Below are 20466 nucleotides of genomic sequence, written 5' to 3' on the forward strand. Positions count from 1 at the left end.
GAATCCCATGAGCAACGTCTCGCACCCCCGGAGTGACATAGGCGCTCACCCCGATGTGTCAGAAATGTCAGCACGGTACGACCGCGTACTCGGCGGCCGTGACGTAGCTCTCGTGGACGCACCGGTACTCCTGGTCGGGCTGTACTGCGCCGTCTCGCCGTGGGTGCTCCACTTCACGGCGAGTCAGCCCTCGCTGGCGACGCACAACCTCATCCTCGGCATCGCGATCGCGGTGCTGGCACTCGGGTTCACCGTGATGCCGGAGCGGATGTACGGACTGAGCTGGGCGATCTGCGCCATCGGCGCCTGGCTCATCGTGTCGACGTGGATCGTGGGCACCAGCCCGGACGCCGGAGTCGTCCTCAACAACATCATCGTGGGAGCACTGACCTTCCTGCTGGGGCTGGTCTGCGCGGGCGCGGTGATGAAGAGCAAGAAGACCTGAGGCAGGACCGACAGGCCACCGCGGCCGCGGACGGCACGGACGTGTCCACCCACGGCCGCAGGCGCACTCGTCAGGCGTAGAACTGCACGGCGAAGCGCCCACGCACCCCAGCGGCCCGGCACCGCACGACTGCCGGACCGCGCATACCGGACCTGTATCCCATGAGGGCCGGAGCTTCGGCTCACCCCACCGAGCTGTACGCCACCACGCCCCGCCGCACCGCGTCGACCGCCTTGTGCGCGTTCTTCGCCACGGACCCGCCCGCTCCCTCGCGCGGCGCGGCGGCCGCGATCTGCCCCAGCACGTCGATCACCTGCTTGCACCACCGCACGAAGTCCCCGGCGGGCATCTCCGCCTCGCGCAGCACCTCGTCCAGCGTCCGCCCCGAGGCCCACATGTGGACCGCCCAGGCGAAACCGAGATCGGGCTCGCGCTGTCCGACCCCCTCCGCCTGATTGATCCTGAACTCCTCCTCCAAGGCGTCGAGTCGGCCCCAGATCCGCACCATCTCGCCCATCGCCGTCTTCACCGGGCCGCTCGGCAGCTTCGGCGCCACCGGGTCGTCCGCCTGCCGCGCCTCGTACACCAGCGCCGAGACGCACGCCGCGAGTTCGGACGGGTTCAGCCCTTCCCAGACGCCTTCCCGCAGGCATTCGCTGGCGAGCAGGTCGAGCTCACCGTAGAGGCGGGACAGCCGCCGGCCGTTCGACGTGACCTCGTTGTCGCGCAGATAGTCCAGCTCGGTGAGGAGCGCCACGATGCGGTCGAAAGTCCGGGAGATGGTGTTCGTACGCCCGGCGATCCGGCTCTCCAGCTGCTTCGTGTCACGCTGCAGCCGGTGGTACCGCTCCGCCCACCGCGCGTGGTCCTCGCGCTCGTCGCACCCGTGGCAGGGGTGCGCGCGCAGAGCCGTCCGCAGACGCGAGATCTCGCGGTCGTCGGCCGCCGCCGCCCGCTCCCTGCGGTGCCGCTCCGGCACCAGGTGCCCGGCCTTCGTCCGCAGCGCGGACGCCAGATCGCGGCGCGACTGGGGCGAGCGCGCGTTGAACGACTTCGGCACCCGCATCCGGTCCAGCGCCTCCACCGGCACCGGGAAGTCGATCGAGGCGAGCCGCTTGACCTGCCGCTCGGCGGTGAGCACCAGCGGCCTGGGCCCCTCGGCGTACTCCATGCCGCGGTGCCCGTTGGCCCGCCCGGCGGGCACCCCCGGGTCGAGGACGAGCGCCAGCCCGGCGAACTTGCCGGTCGGTACGTGGATGACGTCACCCGGCTTCAGCCTCTCCAGGGACGCCGCCGCCGCGACCCGGCGCTGCGCCGCTCCCTGCTTGGCGAGCTCCGTCTCGCGGTCCTTGAGGTCGCGCCGCATCCGCGCGTACTCCTCGAAGTCACCGAGGTGGCAGGTCATGCCCTCGCGGTAACCCGCCAGCCCCTCCTCGTTGCGCTGGACCTGCTTGGAGATCCCGACGACCGACCGGTCGGCCTGGAACTGCGCGAACGAGGTCTCCAGCAGCTCGCGCGAGCGGTGCCGCCCGAACTGGTGCACGAGGTTCACGGCCATGTTGTACGAGGGGCGGAAGCTGGACCGGAGCGGGTACGTGCGTGTGCCCGCGAGCCCGGCCAGACCGGTCGGGTCCATGCCCCGCTGCCACAGCACCACGGCGTGGCCCTCGACGTCGATCCCGCGGCGACCGGCACGACCGGTGAGCTGCGTGTACTCACCGGGGGTGATATCGGCGTGCTGCTCGCCGTTCCACTTGACCAGCTTCTCCAGGACCACGGACCGCGCCGGCATGTTGATGCCCAGTGCCAGCGTCTCCGTCGCGAAGACCGCCTTGACGAGACCGCGGACGAAGAGCTCCTCGACGACCTCCTTGAAGGTCGGCAGCATGCCCGCGTGGTGCGCGGCGATACCCCGCTCCAACCCTTCGAGCCATTCGTAGTAGCCGAGGACGTGCAGATCCTCACCCGGGATGGCGGCGGTCCGCTCCTCGACGATCTCCCGCACCTGCCGGCGCTTGTCCTCGTCGTTCAGCCGGAGCCCGGCCTGCAGACACTGCTGGACCGCGGCCTGGCAGCCCGCCCGGCTGAAGATGAAGGTGATGGCCGGCAGCAGCCCCTCGTGGTCCAGCCGGTCGATGACCTCGGGCCTCGAAGGGGTCCAGATCCGGCTGCGCTGGCGCCGCTCGCGCTCGCGGTCCGCCTCGCGCACCATCTTGCCGCGGCGCCGGTCGCGCGGGTTGTGACCGACCTGGTTCTCCATGCGGGCGAGCCGCACGAGATCCGGGTTGACCTCACGGCGTCCCGTGCCCCGGCCCCCGTGATCGGTCTCCTCCTCGAAGAGGTCGTACATCCGGCGCCCGGCCAGCACGTGCTGCCAGAGCGGCACGGGGCGGTGCTCGGAGACGATCACCTCGGTGTCGCCGCGGACGGTGCCCAGCCAGTCACCGAACTCCTCGGCGTTGGACACCGTCGCCGACAGGGACACCAGGGTCACGGACTCCGGCAGGTGGATGATCACTTCCTCCCACACCGCGCCCCGGAAGCGGTCGGAGAGGTAGTGCACCTCGTCCATCACCACGTAACCGAGGCCGGTCAGGGACTGTGAGCCCGCGTACAGCATGTTCCGCAGGACCTCGGTGGTCATGACGACCACCGGTGCCTCGGGATTGACACTGTTGTCGCCGGTCAGCAGACCGACCTTGTCCGCGCCGTGACGCCGGGCCAGGTCGGCGAACTTCTGGTTGGACAGCGCCTTGATCGGGGTGGTGTAGAAGCACTTGCGGCCCTGCTGGAGCGCGAGGTGCACGGCGAACTCGCCCACGATCGTCTTGCCCGAGCCGGTGGGCGCGGCCACCAGCACGCCCTTGCCCGCCTCCAGGGCCTCGCACGCCTCGACCTGATAGGGGTCGAGACCGAATTCGTACAACTCGCGGAAGGGCCCGAGGGCGGTGGCCCGCTCGGCCGCACGGACGCGGGAAGCCTGGTATCGCTCAGCTGGTGAGAGGTCCTCTGTCATCTTGATACGAGCCTACCCGCCGCCTCTGACAGTCAGGCGATCTTTACTTTCCCGGGCAGAGGACCCTCACCGCGCCCGGCACGCTGGTGGCCGTGAGGGGCAGCGCACCCAGTGGCTCCCCGTCCGCGTAGGCGGTGACACCCGGCGCCGCCAGCTCGATGGAGGAGACCCGGTGCACGGTGACCTTGGGATGCCCCAGGTGCATACCCCTGTACACCTGGGGGAACACCTTCAGCAGCGTCGCCCGGCCGCAGTCGCCCACCACGGTCACGTCGAACAGCCCGTCGTCCATGACCGCGTCCGCACAGATCCGCATGCCACCGCCGTACGAGGGCCCGTTGCCCACCGCGATCAGCGTCGCCTCGACCTCCCGGACGGCGCCACCGTCGAGCCGGATGCGGTACGGGATCGGCTTGAACGCCGCCAGCTCGGCGAGGATCGCCAGGTCGTACTTGAAGCGCCCGCCCCGGACCATGCGGTTGCCCCGGTCGTTCACCCGTGAGTCGAAGCCGGAGGCGAGGACCGAGCCGAACCACCGCCCGCCGGCCCGCCCGAGGTCGATGTCCCGGATACGGCCCTCCTTGAGGGCCCGGGCGGCCAGCCGGCCGGCGGCGGCCGGGTCCCGAACCGGAAGGCCGAGCGCGCGGGCGAAGTCGTTGCCGGTACCGACGGCGACGACGCCGAGCGGGGTCGTGGTCCCGGCGACGGCCTGAAGGGCGAGGGAGGCCATCCCGTCCCCGCCCACGGCTATCACCGCCCCGGTCCCGGCACACACGGCCGCGCGGACCCGGAGCAGCGCATCATCCGCGTCCGCTCCAAGGACGGTGCGCACCGAGAACCCGGCGTCCCGCAACGCCGAAGCGGCCGGCTGCGCGGCGTGCGCGCCCCGGCCGCGTCCTGCGGTGGGATTGACGAAAAGGGTGATCTCGCTGGTCACCCGCCGGACCCTACAAGGTCAGGTGATGTCGTCGTAACCGTTGAGCCGGTGCGAGCGGGCGCCGTCCGGCGCCCCGGTCGCCTGCTCGGGCAAGGGGGCACGCGAGGCGGACACCACCTCGGGGGTGAGGTCCAGCCTCGACGCCTCGTCGTCGTCGAGCTCGGCGTCGGGGTTGTTGCGGCGTCTGCGGGCGTCGTTGAGGAGCGAGAAGCCGGTGGCCACGAAGTAGAGCACGGCCAGCGGTCCCGCGAGGAGCAGCATGGAGACCGGTTCACCACCGGGCGTGGCGATCGCCGCGAACCCGGTGAGGCCGATGATCATGCCCCGCCACCAGCCGAGCATCCGCTTGCCGGTGACGACGCCCGTCATGTTCAGCGCGATGAGGAAGAGCGGCAGTTCGAAGGCGAGACCGAAGACGATCACCATGCGCGTGAGCAGATCCAGATAGCTGTCGAGCCCGATCTGGTTCTGCACGTCGCTGGGGGTGAACCCGAGCATGATCTCCGCCGTCTGCGGCAGGATCGAGTAGGCGAGGTATCCGCCAGCGAGGAACAACGGCGCTCCGAGGACCGCGAAGCCGTAGGCGTACCGCTTCTCGCCCTTGTGCAGACCCGGCGCCACGAACGCCCACAGCTGGTAGAGCCAGACCGGGGCGGCCAGCAGCACACCCGACATCAGGGCGACCTTCAGCGCGTTGGTGAAGGGGCCCATCAGGGTGTCGGTCTTCAGCAGCGCGCAGGGATTCCCGTTCTTCGCGACGACGACAGCGCCTTCACAGCCCACCGAGCTGATGAGCGGGCGCAGCAGGAAGTCGTAGATGTCCTTCTGGAAGAAGGCGGCGACGATCGTCACCACGAGAATCGCCAGTACGGCCTTCAGCAGCCGGTTACGCAGCTCACGCAGGTGATCGAGGAGGGGCATGCGCCCCTCCTCGTCCTTCTCCTGCTTGCGGGCAGACTTGAGCAACCCACTTCCCTCATCTCGTGCGGCAGCTGTCGGTGGAGCCTGCCGGCTGTCAGCCCTGGGTGGTGGGCTGGGTGGGCTTGACGTCGCTGACCGGGCGGGAGCTGCTGACGTCTCCGGGCGCCGCCTGGATGGTGCGTGCGGGGGTCGCCTGCGGAGTCTGGTCCGTGACGGTCTCGGTGGTGGGCGCCGCGGGCTCCGCGTCGTCCTTCTTCATCGCCTTGGCCTCGCTCTTGAGGATGCGGGCCGACTTGCCGAGCGAACGCGCCATGTCCGGAAGCTTCTTGGCACCGAAGAGAAGCAGGATGACAGCGATGATCAGAACGATCTCGAGGGGCTTCAGATTGCCGATCATGTGCGACTTCCTTCTCACTGAGGCGGCTGGAGGGTGGGCTCGCTACCCGTTCGATCGGACACCGGCCCGATCCGTGCGCTGGCAGCGATCGTATCCCGCAGGGGTGAACAGGGGGCAATGCCCTTGCGTACTCCCGGTTGCGACCCTCACCTCCCTGCCTGGGCCGACACCTGCAGCGTACCCCTCGAACCCCCGGAACAGGAGGCCGCACACCTTCTATCGCAGGGTCTCACCGGCGGCGGCCAGGCCGGTCGCCGCCCGTTCGAGATCCTCCGCCGCCCTGTTGATCCGGTCGGTGGTGGCGGCGACCTGGCGGCCGAGCCGCTGGGCCTCCACGAAGACCTTGACGGCGAGAACGCCGAGTACGGCGGTCCCCAGGAATCCCAGGGCGATGGCGAGCATGGGCCAGAACATGCGGCGGTGCCTCGATGTCGTCGGGTGTTACGGGGCGGTGTGGAGGCGCAGCGTCCGCACGCCTCCACCGGTGAGGAGTTCGATGACGCGCTCCCCCGCGGGCTTGCGGACGGCGGCGCCGCAGGCGGGGCAGGTGAAGGTGTAGAACGTGGTGCGGCTGCCGGCGCCGATGACGAGACGCAGGGCGCCCGCAGCGAGCTCGAAGCGCTCACGGCAGGCGGGGCAGGCGGCCCTGAAGCGGACGGCGGCGGGCAACGGCACGGGCGTGACACCGGTCGTCACGGACATCCGCATCTGCTCCACCTCCCCTCCGCGCCGCTCAGATCACGTCGTCGTACGCGGCGAGCGCGACCCTGGCCGCCTCGCGCGCACTGCGCGCGAGCTCGGGCGGCGAGACGATCCGCCCTTCCCCGCCGAGCCGCAGGGCGAGCCTGCGCAGCGAGGCCGGGTCGGGGGTGCGCAGGGTGATCCGCAGACCACCGTCGGGGAGCTCGTCCGCGCTGTCGTGCGGGTAGTACTCGGCGACCCAGCGGCCACCGGGCCCCACCTCGATCACGACCTCCGGGTCCTCGGCCGCCGGCTGCACGAGCCCTTCGGAGAGGTCCCGCAGCTCCAGCTCCGGCGGGGCGGAGGGGGCGTCCAGGAGCCGGATCTCGGCGACCCGGTCGAGCCGGAACGTGCGCCGGGCCTCGGAGAGCCTGCACCACGCCTCCATGTAGGTGTGGCCGACGGCGAACAGCCTGATCGGGTCCACCTCGCGCTCGGTGAGCTCGTCGCGCGCCGGGGAGTAGTAGCGCAGCCAGAGCCGGCGCCGCTCGGAGATCGCCCGGTCCACATCGGCGAAGACCCCGCCCTCGGCCTCGAAGGTGACCGAGAGCCGGGAACTGGCTGCGCCCACCTCACCGGCGGCGGTCTCCAGCTTGGCCGTCGCGCGGACCAGCGCGAGCCGGTCGCTCTCGCGGAGCCCGGGCAGGGTCGCCACGGCGCGGGCGGCGACGAGCAGGGCGGTGGCCTCGTCCGATGCCAGGCGCAGGGGCTCGGCGACGTCGTCCGGGTTGTGCCACCAGATCCGGTCGCCGTCGGTGTCGATGTCCAGGAGGTCCCCGCCCCGGAAGCTCGTCCCGCACATGGGCAGCACGTCCAGGTCGGAGATCAGCTCGTCCTCGGTGATCCCGAAGGCCCTGGCGACGTCCTGGACGTGGGCGCCGGGGCGCTCACGCAGATAGGTCACCAGGGACAGCATCCGGCGGGTCTGGTCGATCGCGTTCGCGGCCATGAGCTACGGGTCCCCTCAGTCCTTGGCCACGGCGCGCAGCCGGTCCACTACATCGGCCCGCAGATCGGCGGGTTCCCTCACGACGACGTCCGGACCGAACTCGACGAGCCAGGCATCCAGTCCGTGTCCGTACGGGATCTCCAACTCGTCCCAGCCGTCGCCGAGTTCCCGCACCGATATCGCCCGGGAGCGCAGCGGGTAACCGGAACCGGAGCGGAGTCTGATCCACGCGGTCCTGGTGGCGGTCTCACCGGCCCAGCTCTCCACGGTCTCGCGCACGGTCACCACGTCCGGTACGGGGGCGGTGAACGCCCCGGCGCGTGAGCGGACCCGGCCGGTGATCCGGGAGAGCCGGAAGACCCGCTCGGCGCCGCGGTCGCGGTCCCAGCCGGCCAGGTACCAGTGGCCCCGCCAGCACTCCAGGGTCCAGGGCTCCACCTGGCGCTGCTCGTGGTGGGCGGCGTTGCCCCTGCGGTAGTCGAAGGTGACCGGGCGGCGGTCGCGGCAGGCGAGCATCAGCGGTTCGAAGGCGGCCTCGTGCACGGGGATACGGGGTTCGAGGGCGCTGTGCACCTCGTAGGCGTCCTCCGGCATGCCCGCAGCCCGCAGCTTCTGCAGGGCTCCGCTGGCGGCACCGGCGAGGCGGGCCTGCTGCCACACCTTGGCGGCCAGCCCGAGCGCGGCGGCCTCCTCAACGTCCAGGGTGATGGGGGGCAGCCGGTTGCTGTCGCGGCGGGCGAGGTAGCCGGTCTCGGCGTCCAGGTTCTCCACGGTCTCGATGACCAGGCCGAGTTCGCGCAGATCGTCCTTGTCGCGCTCGAACATCCGGTTGAAGGAGTCGTCGGTACCCGCTTCCAGGTACGCCTCGATGGACTCGCGCAGCTCACGCTTGCTGAGCGGGCGCCGGGTACCCAGCAGGCACAGCGCCAGGTTCATCAACCGTTCGGCCTTGGCAATCGCCATCGGCGCCCTTTCTCTCCGTGCTCTCCGACCCTCGACCGTACCGCCCCGGGGTGTCCGGACAAAAAGCGAGGGCCCGTGCCTGCCGGCACGGGCCCTCGCTCACGTACGACCGTGGCTCAGACGCCCATCAGGTCGCAGACGAAGATCAGCGTCTCGCCGGGAGCGATGGCGCCCGCGCCGGCTCCGCGGTCACCGTACGCGAGGTGCGCGGGGATGATCAGCTGGCGGCGGCCGCCGACCTTCATGCCCTGCACGCCCTGGTCCCAGCCCTTGATGACCTGACCGGCACCGAGCTGGAACTTGAGCGGAGCGCCGCGGTTCCACGAAGCGTCGAACTCCTCGCCGGTGGAGTAGGCCACGCCCACGTAGTGGACGGAGACGGTCTGGCCGGCCGTGGCGACCTCGCCCTCGCCCTCCCAGATGTCCTTGATCTCCAGGTCGACCGGCGGCTCGCCACCCGGGAAGTCGATCTCGGGCTTCTCGATGCTCACTGAAGTGCTCCTCTGGATGATGAACTGGGCGACCGGGACAGTCTTACATCTTCGCCAGGACGTCGACCGCGAAGACCAGCGTCGACTTGGCGGGGATGCTCTGCTGCGCCTTGTCACCGAACGCCTGGTCCGGCGGGATGACGAGCAGGACGCGGCTGCCGACCTTCTTGTCGACCAGACCGTCCTTCAGCCCCTTCAGGGTGACCTGGGCCAGCGGGAACGTCTGGGTCTTGCCCTGGTCGTAGGTGCTGTCGAACTTCTTGCCGCCCTTCCACAGCAGAGCCACGTAGTTCACCACGACGCTGTCGCTCGCCTTGATGACCGCGCCGTCGGACTCCAGGATGTAGCTGGAGACCAGCTTGGCGGGCGGGTCGCTCTTGGGGACCGTGACGGTGGGAGCCTTGCCGTCGGTCTTGGTGCCCACCTTCGGCAGGTCGATGTCGTCCTGGGCGACTTCGGAGCCCTTGGCCGAGGCCGGGATCTGCGTCGCCTTCACGATGTCGATGACGAAGACGAGTGTGGCGTTGGGCTTGATGTCGCCCTGGCCCTGCGCTCCGTAGCCGAGCTCGGGCGGGATCACGAGCTCGACGCGGCTGCCGACCTTCTGACCGGCCAGCCCCTTGTCCCATCCCTGGATGACCATGCCCGCACCGAGCGTCAGGTCGAACGGCTGCTTGCGGTCGAAGCTGTTGTCGAACGGCTTCGTGGAGTCCCACGACTGCCCGAGGTAGTTGACCTGGATCGCGTCGCCGTTCTTCAGCTTCGCGCCGTCACCCTCACTGACGACCTCGGTCTGCAGCTCCTTGGGCGGGTCGCCCTCGCCCTTCGCGAGGGTGGGCTTCTCGCCGAACTTCGTGCCCGCGGTGATGGCGGGCATTCCGTTCTTTGACGAGGCGGTGTCGGAGCCCTTGTCGTCGCCACAGGCCACTGCCGACAGCAGCAGGAGGGGGCGACGAGAAGGCCGGCGAGTCGGCGCACTGGTTCCTCAGATCTCAGACGGCACGTTGGTTGGGTCCCCGACACTCTAGGGCGTACCCAGGGCCCCGTACGAGGAACGTACGGGCCCTGTCGTGACCTTGCGTGCCTGGGCGCCGTGCGCCCGGTCACATTCCCGCGATCAGTTTCTCCACCCGCTCGTCCACGGACCGGAAGGGGTCCTTGCACAACACCGTGCGCTGCGCCTGGTCGTTGAGCTTGAGATGGACCCAGTCGACGGTGAAGTCCCGCCGCTGCTCCTGGGCCCTGCGGATGAAGTCCCCGCGCAGCCGTGCCCTGGTGGTCTGCGGGGGCACGGTCTTGCCCTCGAAGATCTTCAGGTCGTTGCAGATGCGGGCGACCTGCCCCTTGCGCTCCAGCAGGTAGTAGAGCCCTCGGCGGCGGTGGATGTCGTGGTAGGCGAGGTCTATCTGAGCGATCCTCGGATTCGACATGGTCATGTTGTGCTTGGCGCGGTACCGCTCGATGAGCTTGTACTTCATGACCCAGTCGATCTCGGTACCGATCCGGTCGAGGTCCTCCGCCTCGATCGCGTCGAGCGTGCGGCCCCACAGTTCGAGCACCTGGTCGACGGTGCCGGTGCGGATGCCCCGGCGCTCCACGAAGTCGACGGCCTTCTCGTAGTACTCGCGCTGCACCTCGATGGCCGATGCCTCACGGCCGTTGGCCAGGCGCACCTTGCGCTGCCCGGTGATGTCGTGGCTGACCTCGCGGATGGCCCGGATCGGGTTCTCCAGGGTCAGGTCGCGCATCACGGTGCCCGCCTCGATCATGCGGAGCACCAGGTCGGTCGCGCCGACCTTGAGCAGCATGGTCGTCTCGGACATGTTGGAGTCGCCGACGATGACGTGGAGGCGGCGGTACCGCTCGGCGTCGGCGTGCGGTTCGTCCCTGGTATTGATGATCGGCCGGGAGCGGGTCGTCGCGGAGCTGACGCCCTCCCAGATGTGCTCGGCACGCTGGCTGACGCAGTAGACCGCCCCGCGCGGAGTCTGCAGCACCTTGCCGGCACCGCAGATCAGCTGCCTGGTGACGAGGAACGGAATGAGGATGTCCGCGAGCCGGGAGAATTCTCCGTGCCGGGCCACGAGGTAGTTCTCGTGGCACCCGTAGGAGTTTCCCGCCGAGTCGGTGTTGTTCTTGAAGAGATAGACGTCGCCCGCGATTCCCTCCTCGTGCAGGCGGCGTTCGGCGTCGACGAGCAGTCCTTCGAGAATGCGCTCGCCGGCCTTGTCGTGCGTGACCAGCTCGGTCACGTTGTCGCATTCGGGGGTTGCATATTCCGGATGCGATCCCACGTCGAGGTAGAGGCGGGCGCCGTTCCGCAGGAAGACATTGCTGCTGCGGCCCCATGACACAACACGGCGGAAGAGGTAGCGCGCCACTTCGTCAGGTGACAGTCGGCGCTGTCCCCTGAACGTGCACGTGACGCCGTACTCGTTCTCCAGCCCGAAAATGCGGCGGTCCATGACTGAACATTACGCCTTATGGCCTGAGCTGAAACCGGGTTCGACAGCACCGTTTCGATCATTTTCCGAACCCGTCACGAAAGTGGGCGTACGGACGGGAACTGCGAGGACCCTTCCGGTGGCCAGCAGGACCGCAAGCGCGGCCACTCCGCCCGCTCCCGCGACGGCGAAACTCCACGCCGTTCCGCCGAGCTCGACGGCCGGGCCCGCCAGGGCCGTTCCGGCCGCCGCGCCTACGCCGAACGTGGTGACGAGCCAGGAGAACGCCTCCGTGACCGTGCCGCGCGGCGCGTGCCGGTCGACGACGATGAACGAGCAGGCGATCGCGGGGGCGAGGAAGACGCCCGCGAGTGCCGCGAGGCCGGTCATGGCGGCCACGCCGGGGGTGAGCATCAACGGCAGGTAACCCAGCGCCAGCAGGGCGACGATGCCGCGCAGCCGCCGTTCGGGCGCACCGGCCCACTGCCGCGCACCGTAGGCCACTCCCCCGATCAGGGCGCCGAGGCCGAGTGCCGCCATGAGCCAGCCGTAGACGGAGGCGTCGCCGTGGTCGTCGGCGTAGGCGACGCCCGCGACCGTGATCGAGCCGAGGGCCAGCCCGACGAAGAAGAAGGAACCGAGCAGGGCGAGCAGTCCGGGCGAGCGCAGTGCGCCGAGCCAGTGCGCCTCACGGGGTGCGGAGCGCCAGGTGCGGGAGGGTTCGGAGAGGACGACGGACAGGGCTCCCGCGACCCCTATGGCGTTGATGACCAGCAGGGCCACGGCCGGCGACCAGACGGCGACGAGCACCGTCACGAGCAGCGGGCCCACGGTGAACATGATCTCCTGGGCCACGGCGTCCATGGCGTACGCCCGGTGCACCCGGTCCTCACGTCCGAGCACGGTCGGCCACAGGGCGCGCAGGCCGCCTTCCAGCGGGGGCGTGCAGACTCCCGCGATGACGACCGCCAGACAGGCCAGGGGCAGCGGGTCGAGTCCCACGAGGGCGAACAGGGCCATGCCGAGCGCGGAGAGGATCGCGGCGGGGAGCTGGACGCGCGGCTGGCCGTGGAGGTCCACCGCACGGCCGAGCAGGGGCTGTCCGACAGCCGTGGCGAGCCCGTAGGCGGCGGCGAGCGCGCCGGCCAGGGTGTAGCTGCCGCCCTCGGCCCGGGTGAACAGCACGATCGCGATGTGCGCGGTGCCGCTGGGCAGCCGTCCCACGAGGGTCCCGGCCAGCAGCCGCGTAGCGTGCCGCGCCCGGAGGACGTCCAAGTATCCCGCGGCCATTCCTGCCCCTCTCCCTCGGACGGGCTTGCGACCCGGGCCGAGGTTTTACGTATAACGCCGTGGTCCATACGTACCATGTGCGCAGTCCCGGGTCCACCTCGCGGTGTCCGGGCATCACGGCACCACCGAGCACGGAGGCCCGAAGTGACCAGCGCGCAGCAGCCCGCCCCGGCACGGCCCACCAGCCGGGACGTGGCGCGGGCGGCGGGTGTCTCCCAGGCCACCGTCTCCCTCGTGCTCGGCGACAAGTGGCGGGGCCGGGTGTCGCAGGCCACAGCCGGACGCGTCCGGGAGAGCGCGGCGGAGCTCGGATACCGGCCGAATCTCGCCGCCCGCAGTCTCCGCCTCGGCAGCACCCGGACCGCGCTCCTCGTGGTCCCCGCGCTCACCAACGAGTTCTTCGCCCGGGTCTACACGGGGGCGGCCGGTGTCGCCGCCGCGCACGACTTCGGCGTCGTGCTCTATCCGTCACCGGACGGCACCGGGCCCGCCAGGGACCCCTTCGCCTCGGCCCGTGCCTCGCTCGACGGTGTGATCGCCTCGTCCATGGCCGCGGGCGCCCTGGGCGCGCTGCGCGACGCCGGGCTGCCGCTGGTGATGCTGGACAGCGACCCGGCCGATCCGGGGGCGGCGGCGCACGTGAACCTCGATGTCGCGGACGGCATGCGCCAGGTGGCGGAGCATCTGCTGGGCCTGGGTCACCGCCGGTTCGTCCACCTCGCGTCGGCCGTGGACTCCTGGACCTTCGCGGTCCGGGCGCGGGCGCTGCACGACACCCTTCGCGCGGTGTCCGGCGCCTCCGTACGCACGGTCCCCGCCGCACTCGACGTCACAGCCGGGCGGGAGGCCGTGGAGGAGGCCCTGACGGCTCCCGGGGCCCGGCCCACCGCCATCGTCTGCGACGACGACATCCTCGCCGCGGGGGCCTGCAAGGCCGTCCGCAGGAGCGGTCTGCGGGTGCCGGACGACATCTCGGTGACCGGCTTCGACGACCTCGCTCTGGCGACGGCGGTGGAACCGGAGCTGACCACGGTGCGGCTGCCCGCCGAGCAGGTGGGCGAGCGCGGGATGACGGCGCTGCTGGCCGTCCTGGACGGCCGGCCCGGGGAGCCCGGCAGTCTGCCGGTACGGCTGGTGGTGCGCGGTTCGACCGCCCCCGCGGCCCGGACATGAGCGGCCGGCTCCCCGGCCCGCCCGTACGCGGCCGTGCCCCGCACCGCCGGACATGGCGGTACGGGACACGGCGACCAGGCGTCGAGCGGCCGGGCTAGCCCTCGGCCGGGGGCTCCGTGGTCCCGCCGGGCTTCTTGTCCTCGGCGCTTGCGGTGCTTGCCGTGCTTCCGGTCTCCGTATCGGTGGAGTCGGCGCTCTCGTCGTCGGAGGGGGCGTCCGTCGGGGTCCCGGCACCGTCCGCCTCCAGCAGGCGGGCCAGCTGCCGTCCGACGATCCGCTTGAACTTGCGCTGCTGCGGCCTGGTGCGGTCCAGCACCGCGACCTCCAGCCGGTCGGCGGGGATCTCCCGCTCACCCCCGTTGGGCTCCCGCGAGAGCGCCTGGACGGCCAGTCTGAGCGCCTCGGCGAGCGTCATGCCGTCGCGGTGGCGCTGATCGAGGAAGGTGCTGATCTGCTCGGCGTTCCCGCCGACCGCGACCGAGCCGTGCTCGTCCACGATCGAGCCGTCGTGCGGCAGCCGGTAGATCTGATCGCCCTCGGGCAGCGCGCCGACCTCGGCCACCACCAGCTCCACCTCGTACGGCTTCTCGGCCGCGCTGGAGAAGATGGTGCCCAGAGTCTGGGCGTAGACGTTGGCCAGTCCACGAGCCGTCACATCGTCACGGTCGTAGGTGTATCCGCGGAGATCCGCGTAGCGCACTCCGCCGATACGGAGGTTCTCGTACTCGTTGTACTTGCCGGCGGCGGCGAAACCGATCCGGTCGTAGATCTCGCTGAACTTGTGCAGCGCACGGGACGGGTTCTCGCCGACGAACACAATGCCGTCGGCGTACTGCAGCACGACCAGGCTGCGACCACGGGCGATGCCCTTCCGGGCGTATTCCGCCCGGTCGGCCATGGCCTGCTGAGGTGAGACATAGAACGGCGTCGACACCGGCTATCCGTCCCTTTCTGTCAGTGACGAGTGCATCGAAGAAACGGGGAGGCCGTCAGAGCAGGGCGGCGCGCGGGCCGTCGGGCTCCTGCATCCGGCGCTCCAGCACGGCGCGGGCGACCTCGGCGGACTCCACGTCGGTCAGCCTCCGGAAGCCCTCGTCCGTGATGACGGTGACGATCGGATAGATCCGGCGTGCCACGTCAGGCCCGCCGGTCGCGGAGTCGTCGTCCGCCGCGTCGTAGAGCGCCTGCACCACCAGGGTCAGCGTCTGCTGCTCCGTCAGGTCGTCGCGGTAGAGCTTCTTCATCGATCCGCGGGCGAAGATCGAACCGGAACCGGTGGCCGCGTACCCGACTTCCTCCGAGCGGCCGCCCGTGACGTCGTACGAGAAGATCCGGCCCTTCTCGCGGTCCACGTCGTACCCCGCGAAGAGCGGGACGACGGCGAGGCCCTGCATGGCCATGGCCAGATTGCTGCGGATCATGGTGGAGAGGCGGTTGGCCTTGCCCTCCAGGGAGAGCGTGGCGCCCTCGACCTTCTCGAAGTGCTCCAGCTCCAGCTGGAACAGCTTGACCATCTCCACGGCCAGGCCCGCCGTACCGGCGATGCCCACCGCCGAGTACTCGTCGGCCGGGAAGACCTTCTCGATGTCGCGCTGCGCGATCATGTTCCCCATGGTCGCCCGCCGGTCACCGGCGAGCACCACGCCACCGGGGAAGGACGCCGCGACGATGGTCGTCCCGTGCGGTGCCTCGATGGCCCCCTGAAGGGGCGGCAGGCTCCGCTTGCCGGGCAGCATGTCCGGTGAGTGGACGGACAGGAAGTCCATGAACGAGGACGAACCCGGCGTCAGGAAGGCAGCTGGTAGACGCCCGGTGCTACGAGTGTTGGCTTCCACGCGTTTCCCTCCAGGTATGCGATGGCCCTGCGCAAGGTGTCAGGATCATCCCCCGACTTGCCGATGGCCGGATCACGGTTGAAGCACGGTACGCCCCGGACCCTACCCGTCCCGTGGGAGTGATCAACATGGATGGCGGGTGCGGCCGGGCAGATCGCGCGGACGCGGTCCGGGACAAGATCCTCTCGTTTCGCCCGGCCCCGGTCACGCCGTACGGACGCCGGAGGCCGCCCGCAGCGCCCGCACGGCCCCGCGCGCTGCGCAGCGCGTCGGCAGGCCGTGAGAGGCGGTCGGGCCGCGGTGCCGTGCGACGCGCGGCGGCTCGCGGGACCCCGTGGTCCGTCGTCCCGCCCGCGGTGCCGGCCGAACGCCTCAGGGAGCACGAACCGCTCACAGCGAGGGCCCCCTCCCCTCGGCCTCCATGGACGTGGGTTACTGCCCGCCCTTTTGGACGAAGGACCTCACGAAGTCCTCAGCGTTCTCCTCGAGGACGTCATCGATCTCGTCCAGCACCGAGTCGACGTCGTCGCTCAGCTTCTCCTGTCGCTCCGCGAGGTCCTCGGAAGCCTGCGCGTCCTGCGTCTGCTCCTCGGTCTCCTCGGTGGAACGCGTCGCCTTCTGCTGTCCGCCGCCGGTGTCCTTGGTCGCCATGTAGCTCACCCCGCTCGGTTCGAAGCACTTGATCAGACCCTACCTACGGGGTCCGACATTGGCCCGGTACTTGTCTCAACGTCCGGAGGTCATGGGAATGATTCCCAGCCGGGAGCCCTTTCAGCCGCCCGAGAGCACCCGGACCAGCTCCTCCGCCGTACGGCAGCGGTCCAGGAGGGCCTTGACGTGCTCGCGCGTCCCGCGCAGCGGTTCCATGGTGGGGACCCGTTGCAGGGAGTCGTGGCCAGGCAGGTCGAAGATGACCGAGTCCCAGGAGGCCGCGGCGACGTCGTCCGCGTACTGCTCCAGGCACCGGCCCCGGAAATAGGCCCTGGTGTCCTCCGGAGGCTTGGTACGCGCCCGCTCGACGTCGTTCTCGTCGAGGAGGCGCTTCATCCTGCCACGGGCCGCCAGACGGTTGTACAGCCCCTTGTCGGGCCGCACGTCGGCGTACTGGAGGTCCACCAGGTGCAGGCGCGAGGCGTCCCAGTCGAGGCTGTCGCGGCGCCGGTAGCCCTCCATGAGCTCCTTCTTCGCGACCCAGTCCAGCTCTCCGGACAGGCTCATCGGATCGTTCTCCAGCCGGTTGAGCGTGTCCTCCCACCGGAGCAGTACGTCCTTGGTCTGCTCGTCGGCGTCCGCGCCGTACCTCTCCTCGACGTACTTGCGGCCCAGCTCGAAGTACTCCATCTGGAGCTGCACGGCGGTGAGTGTGCGGCCGCTGCGCAGAGTGATCAGCTGCTTCAGCTCCGGGTCGTGCGAGACCTGGTGCAGGGTGCGCACCGGCTGGTCGACGGCGAGGTCGACGTTGATGAAGCCGTCCTCGATCATCGACAGGACCAGTGCCGTGGTGCCCAGCTTGAGGTACGTCGAGATCTCGGACAGGTTCGCGTCGCCGATGATCACGTGCAGCCGGCGGTACTTCTCCGCGTCCGAGTGCGGTTCGTCGCGCGTGTTGATGATGGGGCGCTTGAGCGTGGTCTCCAGGCCCACCTCGACCTCGAAGTAGTCGGCGCGCTGACTGATCTGGAAGCCGTGCTCATGGCCGTCCTGGCCGATGCCGACCCGGCCCGCGCCGGTCACGACCTGCCGGGAGACGAAGAAAGGCGTGAGGTGGCGCACGATGTCCGAGAACGCGGTCTCCCGCTTCATCAGGTAGTTCTCGTGCGTCCCGTAGGAGGCGCCCTTGTTGTCGGTGTTGTTCTTGTACAGGTGGATCGGCTGGGCGCCGGGGATCGCGGCGGCCCGCTCGGCGGCCTCCGCCATGATCCGTTCGCCGGCCTTGTCCCAGAGCACCGCGTCCAGCGGATTGGTGATCTCGGGGGAGCTGTACTCGGGGTGCGCGTGGTCGACGTAGAGCCGCGCACCGTTGGTGAGGATGACGTTGGCCAGGCCGATGTCCTCGTCGGTGAGCTGGCTGGAGTCCGCGGTCTCCCGGGCGAGGTCGAAGCCTCGCGCGTCGCGCAGCGGATTCTCCTCCTCGAAGTCCCAGCGGGCGCGGCGCGCCCGGTGCATCGCCGCCGCGTAGGCGTTGACGATCTGGGACGAGGTGAGCATGGCATTGGCGTTGGGGTGACCGGGGACGGAGATCCCGTACTCGGTCTCGATGCCCATTACTCGCCGTACGGTCATGCGGCCCTCCTTGCCCGGCGGCGCTCCCCTCCGGGGGCGGCGCTCACGTACCGCTGCTTGTCCGGCGGTGTGCGGTACCCGACTCCGCACTGCGCGACTCGGCGGTACGGCAGAGCCTAGAGCGCCATTGCGCCGGTGGGGAGATCAAATACGTCATTGCTCCGATACGGCCGGAACGGCCGGGAAAGCGACCGGCTGCGGATGCCCGGCCGGGCATCCGCAGCCGGTCTGTGTTTTACAGGTACTGCCCGGTATTCGCCACCGTGTCGATGGATCGTCCGGTGTCCGCACCCTGCTTTCCGGTGACGAGCGTGCGGATGAAGACGATCCGCTCGCCCTTCTTTCCGGAAATCCTGGCCCAGTCGTCCGGGTTCGTCGTGTTGGGGAGGTCCTCGTTCTCCTTGAACTCGTCCACGCAAGCCTGGAGGAGGTGGGAGACCCGGAGACCCTTTTGACGGTGTTCGAGGAATGCCTTGATGGCCATCTTCTTTGCCCGGTCGACGATGTTCTGAATCATCGCGCCGGAGTTGAAGTCCTTGAAGTACAGGACTTCCTTGTCACCGTTGGCGTACGTGACTTCGAGGAAGCGGTTCTCCTCGGACTCGGTGTACATCCTCTCCACGACGGACTGGATCATGGCGTGGGCGGCGGCCGGCTTGGAGCCGGCGTGCTCGGCCAGGTCCTCCGCGTGCAGGGGCAGCGAAGGCGTCAGGTACTTCGCGAAGATGTCCTTGGCGGCCTCCGCGTCCGGACGCTCGATCTTGATCTTCACATCGAGGCGGCCGGGCCGCAGGATGGCGGGGTCGATCATGTCCTCGCGGTTGGAGGCACCGATGACGATGACGTTCTCCAGGCCCTCCACACCGTCGATCTCGGCGAGCAGCTGGGGGACGATGGTGTTCTCCACGTCCGAGCTGACACCGGAACCACGGGTGCGGAAGAGGGATTCCATCTCGTCGAAGAAGACGATGACAGGGGTGCCCTCGCTCGCCTTCTCCCGGGCACGCTGGAAGACCAGGCGGATGTGCCGCTCGGTCTCGCCGACGTACTTGTTGAGGAGCTCGGGGCCCTTGATGTTGAGGAAGTAGCTCTTCCCCGCGGGTTTGCCGGTGACCTCGGCCACCTTCTTGGCCAGCGAGTTGGCGACGGCCTTGGCGATCAGGGTCTTGCCGCAGCCGGGCGGACCGTAGAGCAGGATGCCCTTCGGTGGCCGCAGTTCGTGCTCCTTGAAGAGGTCGGGGTGCAGGTACGGAAGCTCGACCGCGTCGCGGATCAGCTCGATCTGGTCGCCCAGTCCGCCGATCTTCTCGTAGTCGATGTCCGGGACCTCTTCGAGGACCAGTTCCTCGACCTCGCTCTTGGGGACCACTTCGTAGACGTAGCCGGATCTGGGTTCCAGCAGGAGGGCGTCGCCCGGCCGGATGGTGATGTCGAGCAGCGGCTCGGCGAGCCGCACCACGCGCTCCTCGTCGGTGTGACCGACCACCAGGGCCCGTTCGCCGTCCTCGAGGATCTCCTTGAGGGTGACGATGTCCCCGGCACGCTCGAACGCCATGGCCTCGACCACGTTGAGCGCTTCGTTGAGCATGACTTCCTGACCTCTTCTGAGGTCTTCGAGCTCGACACCGGGGCTGACGTTCACCCGGAGCTTGCGGCCCCCGGTGAAGATGTCGCAGGTGCCGTCCTCGTTGGTCTGCAGGAAGACACCGAAGCCGGCCGGCGGCTGTGCGAGCCGGTCGACCTCCTCCTTGAGGGCCACGATCTGGTCCCGGGCCTCGCGGAGCGTGTTGGCGAGCCGCTCGTTCTGCGCGGACACGCCGGCGAGGTTGGTCTGCAACTCGACGATCCGCTCTTCGAGAATCCTCGTATGACGCGGAGAGTCGGCGAGCTTACGTCGCAGGACGGCGATTTCCTGCTCAAGATAGGCGACCTGGCCGGCTGGGTCTTCTGACCCCCGCCCGGGCCGGATGCCGCGGTTGATGTCGTCGTCGTGGGCTGCCACGGTCCTCACCTCCTCCAAGGGGAGCTGGACGCTTCCTGACCCTACCTGGGTGGGTGATGATTGAAACCCCTAGATCACAAAGACTGCGGGGCGTGTCCGATCTTCACCCTTGCGCTCCCCCTCACGCCAAGGGAATACCCACTTTCAGCACCCGAAAGCGGCCGGTTGTATCGTCGAAGTGTTCAACACCCGCCAGGGCTGGATTCATTTGCTTCGGATACGCAGGGAACGGCAGGACATATGACCGTGCGGCAGGACGCTCCGGGCGAGGGCGAGACACAGGATCTGGAGGTCTGGATCGACCAGGACCTCTGTACGGGCGACGGCATCTGCGTGCAGTACGCACCGGAGGTGTTCGAGCTGGACATCGACGGTCTGGCGTACGTGAAGAGCGGCGGGGACGAGCTCCTCCAGGACAAGGGCGCCACGACGCCCGTGCCGCTGCCGCTCCTCCAGGACGTGGTCGACTCGGCCAAGGAGTGCCCGGGCGACTGCATCCACGTACGACGTGTCTCGGACAGCGTCGAAGTATTCGGCCCGGACGCCGCGTAGCGGTCCGGGCGGCCCGGACGGGGTGCC

Annotated in this window: 20 protein-coding genes and 1 pseudogene; 3 read left to right on the plus strand and 18 right to left on the minus strand. The window is 69.5% G+C overall.

The genetic code is table 11. From position 1 onward, the window contains the following. Nucleotides 1-7 precede the first annotated feature (7 nt). Complete coding sequence (locus Sfulv_RS04505) at nt 8-445, plus strand: SPW repeat protein (protein WP_173311668.1); 438 nt, start codon at nt 8-10, stop codon at nt 443-445. A 181-nt stretch (nt 446-626) separates the two neighbouring features. On the opposite strand, the gene Sfulv_RS04510 is transcribed toward Sfulv_RS04505, so the two are convergent. From Sfulv_RS04510 to Sfulv_RS04565, 12 genes and pseudogenes are all read right to left on the minus strand, one after another. Further along, nucleotides 627-3461, minus strand: coding sequence for a DEAD/DEAH box helicase (locus Sfulv_RS04510; protein WP_173311671.1), 2835 nt, complete (start codon nt 3459-3461; stop codon nt 627-629). Between the two features lie 43 nt (nt 3462-3504). Beyond that, entirely contained in the window at nt 3505-4398 is an 894-nt protein-coding gene (locus tag Sfulv_RS04515) for a YegS/Rv2252/BmrU family lipid kinase (protein WP_173311673.1), read from the minus strand. Between the two features lie 18 nt (nt 4399-4416). Then, nucleotides 4417-5364: a twin-arginine translocase subunit TatC gene (gene tatC, locus Sfulv_RS04520; RefSeq protein ID WP_173311676.1), complete on the minus strand. Its 948-nt coding sequence runs from the start codon at nt 5362-5364 to the stop codon at nt 4417-4419. 49 nt (nt 5365-5413) lie between these two features. Further along, on the minus strand, nt 5414-5716 hold the full coding sequence (tatA, locus tag Sfulv_RS04525) for a Sec-independent protein translocase subunit TatA (protein WP_173311679.1): 303 nt from the start codon (nt 5714-5716) through the stop codon (nt 5414-5416). 216 nt (nt 5717-5932) lie between these two features. After that, a complete protein-coding gene (locus Sfulv_RS04530; RefSeq protein WP_173311682.1) occupies nt 5933-6130 on the minus strand; it encodes a G protein-coupled receptor family protein in 198 nt (65 codons plus the stop codon). 27 nt (nt 6131-6157) lie between these two features. Then, nucleotides 6158-6424, minus strand: a complete 267-nt coding sequence (locus Sfulv_RS04535; protein ID WP_173311685.1) for a CpXC domain-containing protein — start codon at nt 6422-6424, stop codon at nt 6158-6160. Between the two features lie 25 nt (nt 6425-6449). Beyond that, the gene (locus Sfulv_RS04540; RefSeq protein WP_173311688.1) at nt 6450-7406 is read right to left on the minus strand and encodes a helix-turn-helix transcriptional regulator; all 957 of its coding nucleotides are present in this window, start codon (nt 7404-7406) and stop codon (nt 6450-6452) included. A 15-nt stretch (nt 7407-7421) separates the two neighbouring features. After that, nucleotides 7422-8369 (minus strand): helix-turn-helix transcriptional regulator, encoded by a 948-nt coding sequence (locus tag Sfulv_RS04545; RefSeq protein ID WP_173311690.1) that lies wholly within the window; start codon nt 8367-8369, stop codon nt 7422-7424. 116 nt (nt 8370-8485) lie between these two features. Beyond that, nucleotides 8486-8860, minus strand: a complete 375-nt coding sequence (locus Sfulv_RS04550) for an FKBP-type peptidyl-prolyl cis-trans isomerase (RefSeq protein WP_173311693.1) — start codon at nt 8858-8860, stop codon at nt 8486-8488. A gap of 43 nt (nt 8861-8903) precedes the next feature. Further along, nucleotides 8904-9838: pseudogene (locus Sfulv_RS04555) on the minus strand (FKBP-type peptidyl-prolyl cis-trans isomerase). A 125-nt stretch (nt 9839-9963) separates the two neighbouring features. After that, entirely contained in the window at nt 9964-11325 is a 1362-nt protein-coding gene (pafA, locus tag Sfulv_RS04560; RefSeq protein WP_173311699.1) for a Pup--protein ligase, read from the minus strand. A 9-nt stretch (nt 11326-11334) separates the two neighbouring features. Beyond that, complete coding sequence (locus Sfulv_RS04565) at nt 11335-12594, minus strand: MFS transporter (RefSeq protein WP_173311702.1); 1260 nt, start codon at nt 12592-12594, stop codon at nt 11335-11337. Nucleotides 12595-12738: 144 nt separating this feature from the next. Between Sfulv_RS04565 and Sfulv_RS04570 the strand changes: the two genes are divergently transcribed. After that, nucleotides 12739-13767, plus strand: coding sequence for a LacI family DNA-binding transcriptional regulator (locus tag Sfulv_RS04570; protein ID WP_173311705.1), 1029 nt, complete (start codon nt 12739-12741; stop codon nt 13765-13767). Between the two features lie 94 nt (nt 13768-13861). Here Sfulv_RS04570 and prcA read toward each other — a convergent pair whose 3' ends face one another. From prcA to arc, 6 genes are all read right to left on the minus strand, one after another. Continuing rightward, nucleotides 13862-14701, minus strand: a complete 840-nt coding sequence (prcA, locus tag Sfulv_RS04575) for a proteasome subunit alpha (RefSeq protein ID WP_173311707.1) — start codon at nt 14699-14701, stop codon at nt 13862-13864. A 55-nt stretch (nt 14702-14756) separates the two neighbouring features. Continuing rightward, nucleotides 14757-15602 carry a proteasome subunit beta gene (gene prcB / locus Sfulv_RS04580; protein ID WP_173311709.1) on the minus strand — a complete coding sequence of 282 codons (846 nt, stop codon included), beginning with the start codon at nt 15600-15602 and terminating at the stop codon, nt 14757-14759. Then, nucleotides 15554-15985, minus strand: coding sequence for an endonuclease domain-containing protein (locus Sfulv_RS04585; protein WP_256668811.1), 432 nt, complete (start codon nt 15983-15985; stop codon nt 15554-15556). Before Sfulv_RS04585 ends, prcB begins: the two co-directional genes overlap by 49 nt. A 49-nt stretch (nt 15986-16034) precedes the next feature. Continuing rightward, nucleotides 16035-16253 carry a ubiquitin-like protein Pup gene (locus Sfulv_RS04590; RefSeq protein ID WP_031123725.1) on the minus strand — a complete coding sequence of 73 codons (219 nt, stop codon included), beginning with the start codon at nt 16251-16253 and terminating at the stop codon, nt 16035-16037. Between the two features lie 120 nt (nt 16254-16373). Further along, nucleotides 16374-17885 carry a depupylase/deamidase Dop gene (gene dop, locus Sfulv_RS04595; RefSeq protein ID WP_173311712.1) on the minus strand — a complete coding sequence of 504 codons (1512 nt, stop codon included), beginning with the start codon at nt 17883-17885 and terminating at the stop codon, nt 16374-16376. A 235-nt stretch (nt 17886-18120) separates the two neighbouring features. Further along, nucleotides 18121-19887, minus strand: a complete 1767-nt coding sequence (gene arc / locus Sfulv_RS04600; protein ID WP_173311715.1) for a proteasome ATPase — start codon at nt 19885-19887, stop codon at nt 18121-18123. A gap of 240 nt (nt 19888-20127) precedes the next feature. Between arc and Sfulv_RS04605 the strand changes: the two genes are divergently transcribed. Then, nucleotides 20128-20439, plus strand: coding sequence for a ferredoxin (locus tag Sfulv_RS04605; RefSeq protein WP_173311718.1), 312 nt, complete (start codon nt 20128-20130; stop codon nt 20437-20439). Nucleotides 20440-20466 lie beyond the last annotated feature (27 nt).

This window comes from Streptomyces fulvorobeus, from assembly GCF_013167895.1.
In the GTDB taxonomy this organism is placed as follows: Bacteria; Actinomycetota; Actinomycetes; order Streptomycetales; family Streptomycetaceae; genus Streptomyces; species Streptomyces fulvorobeus.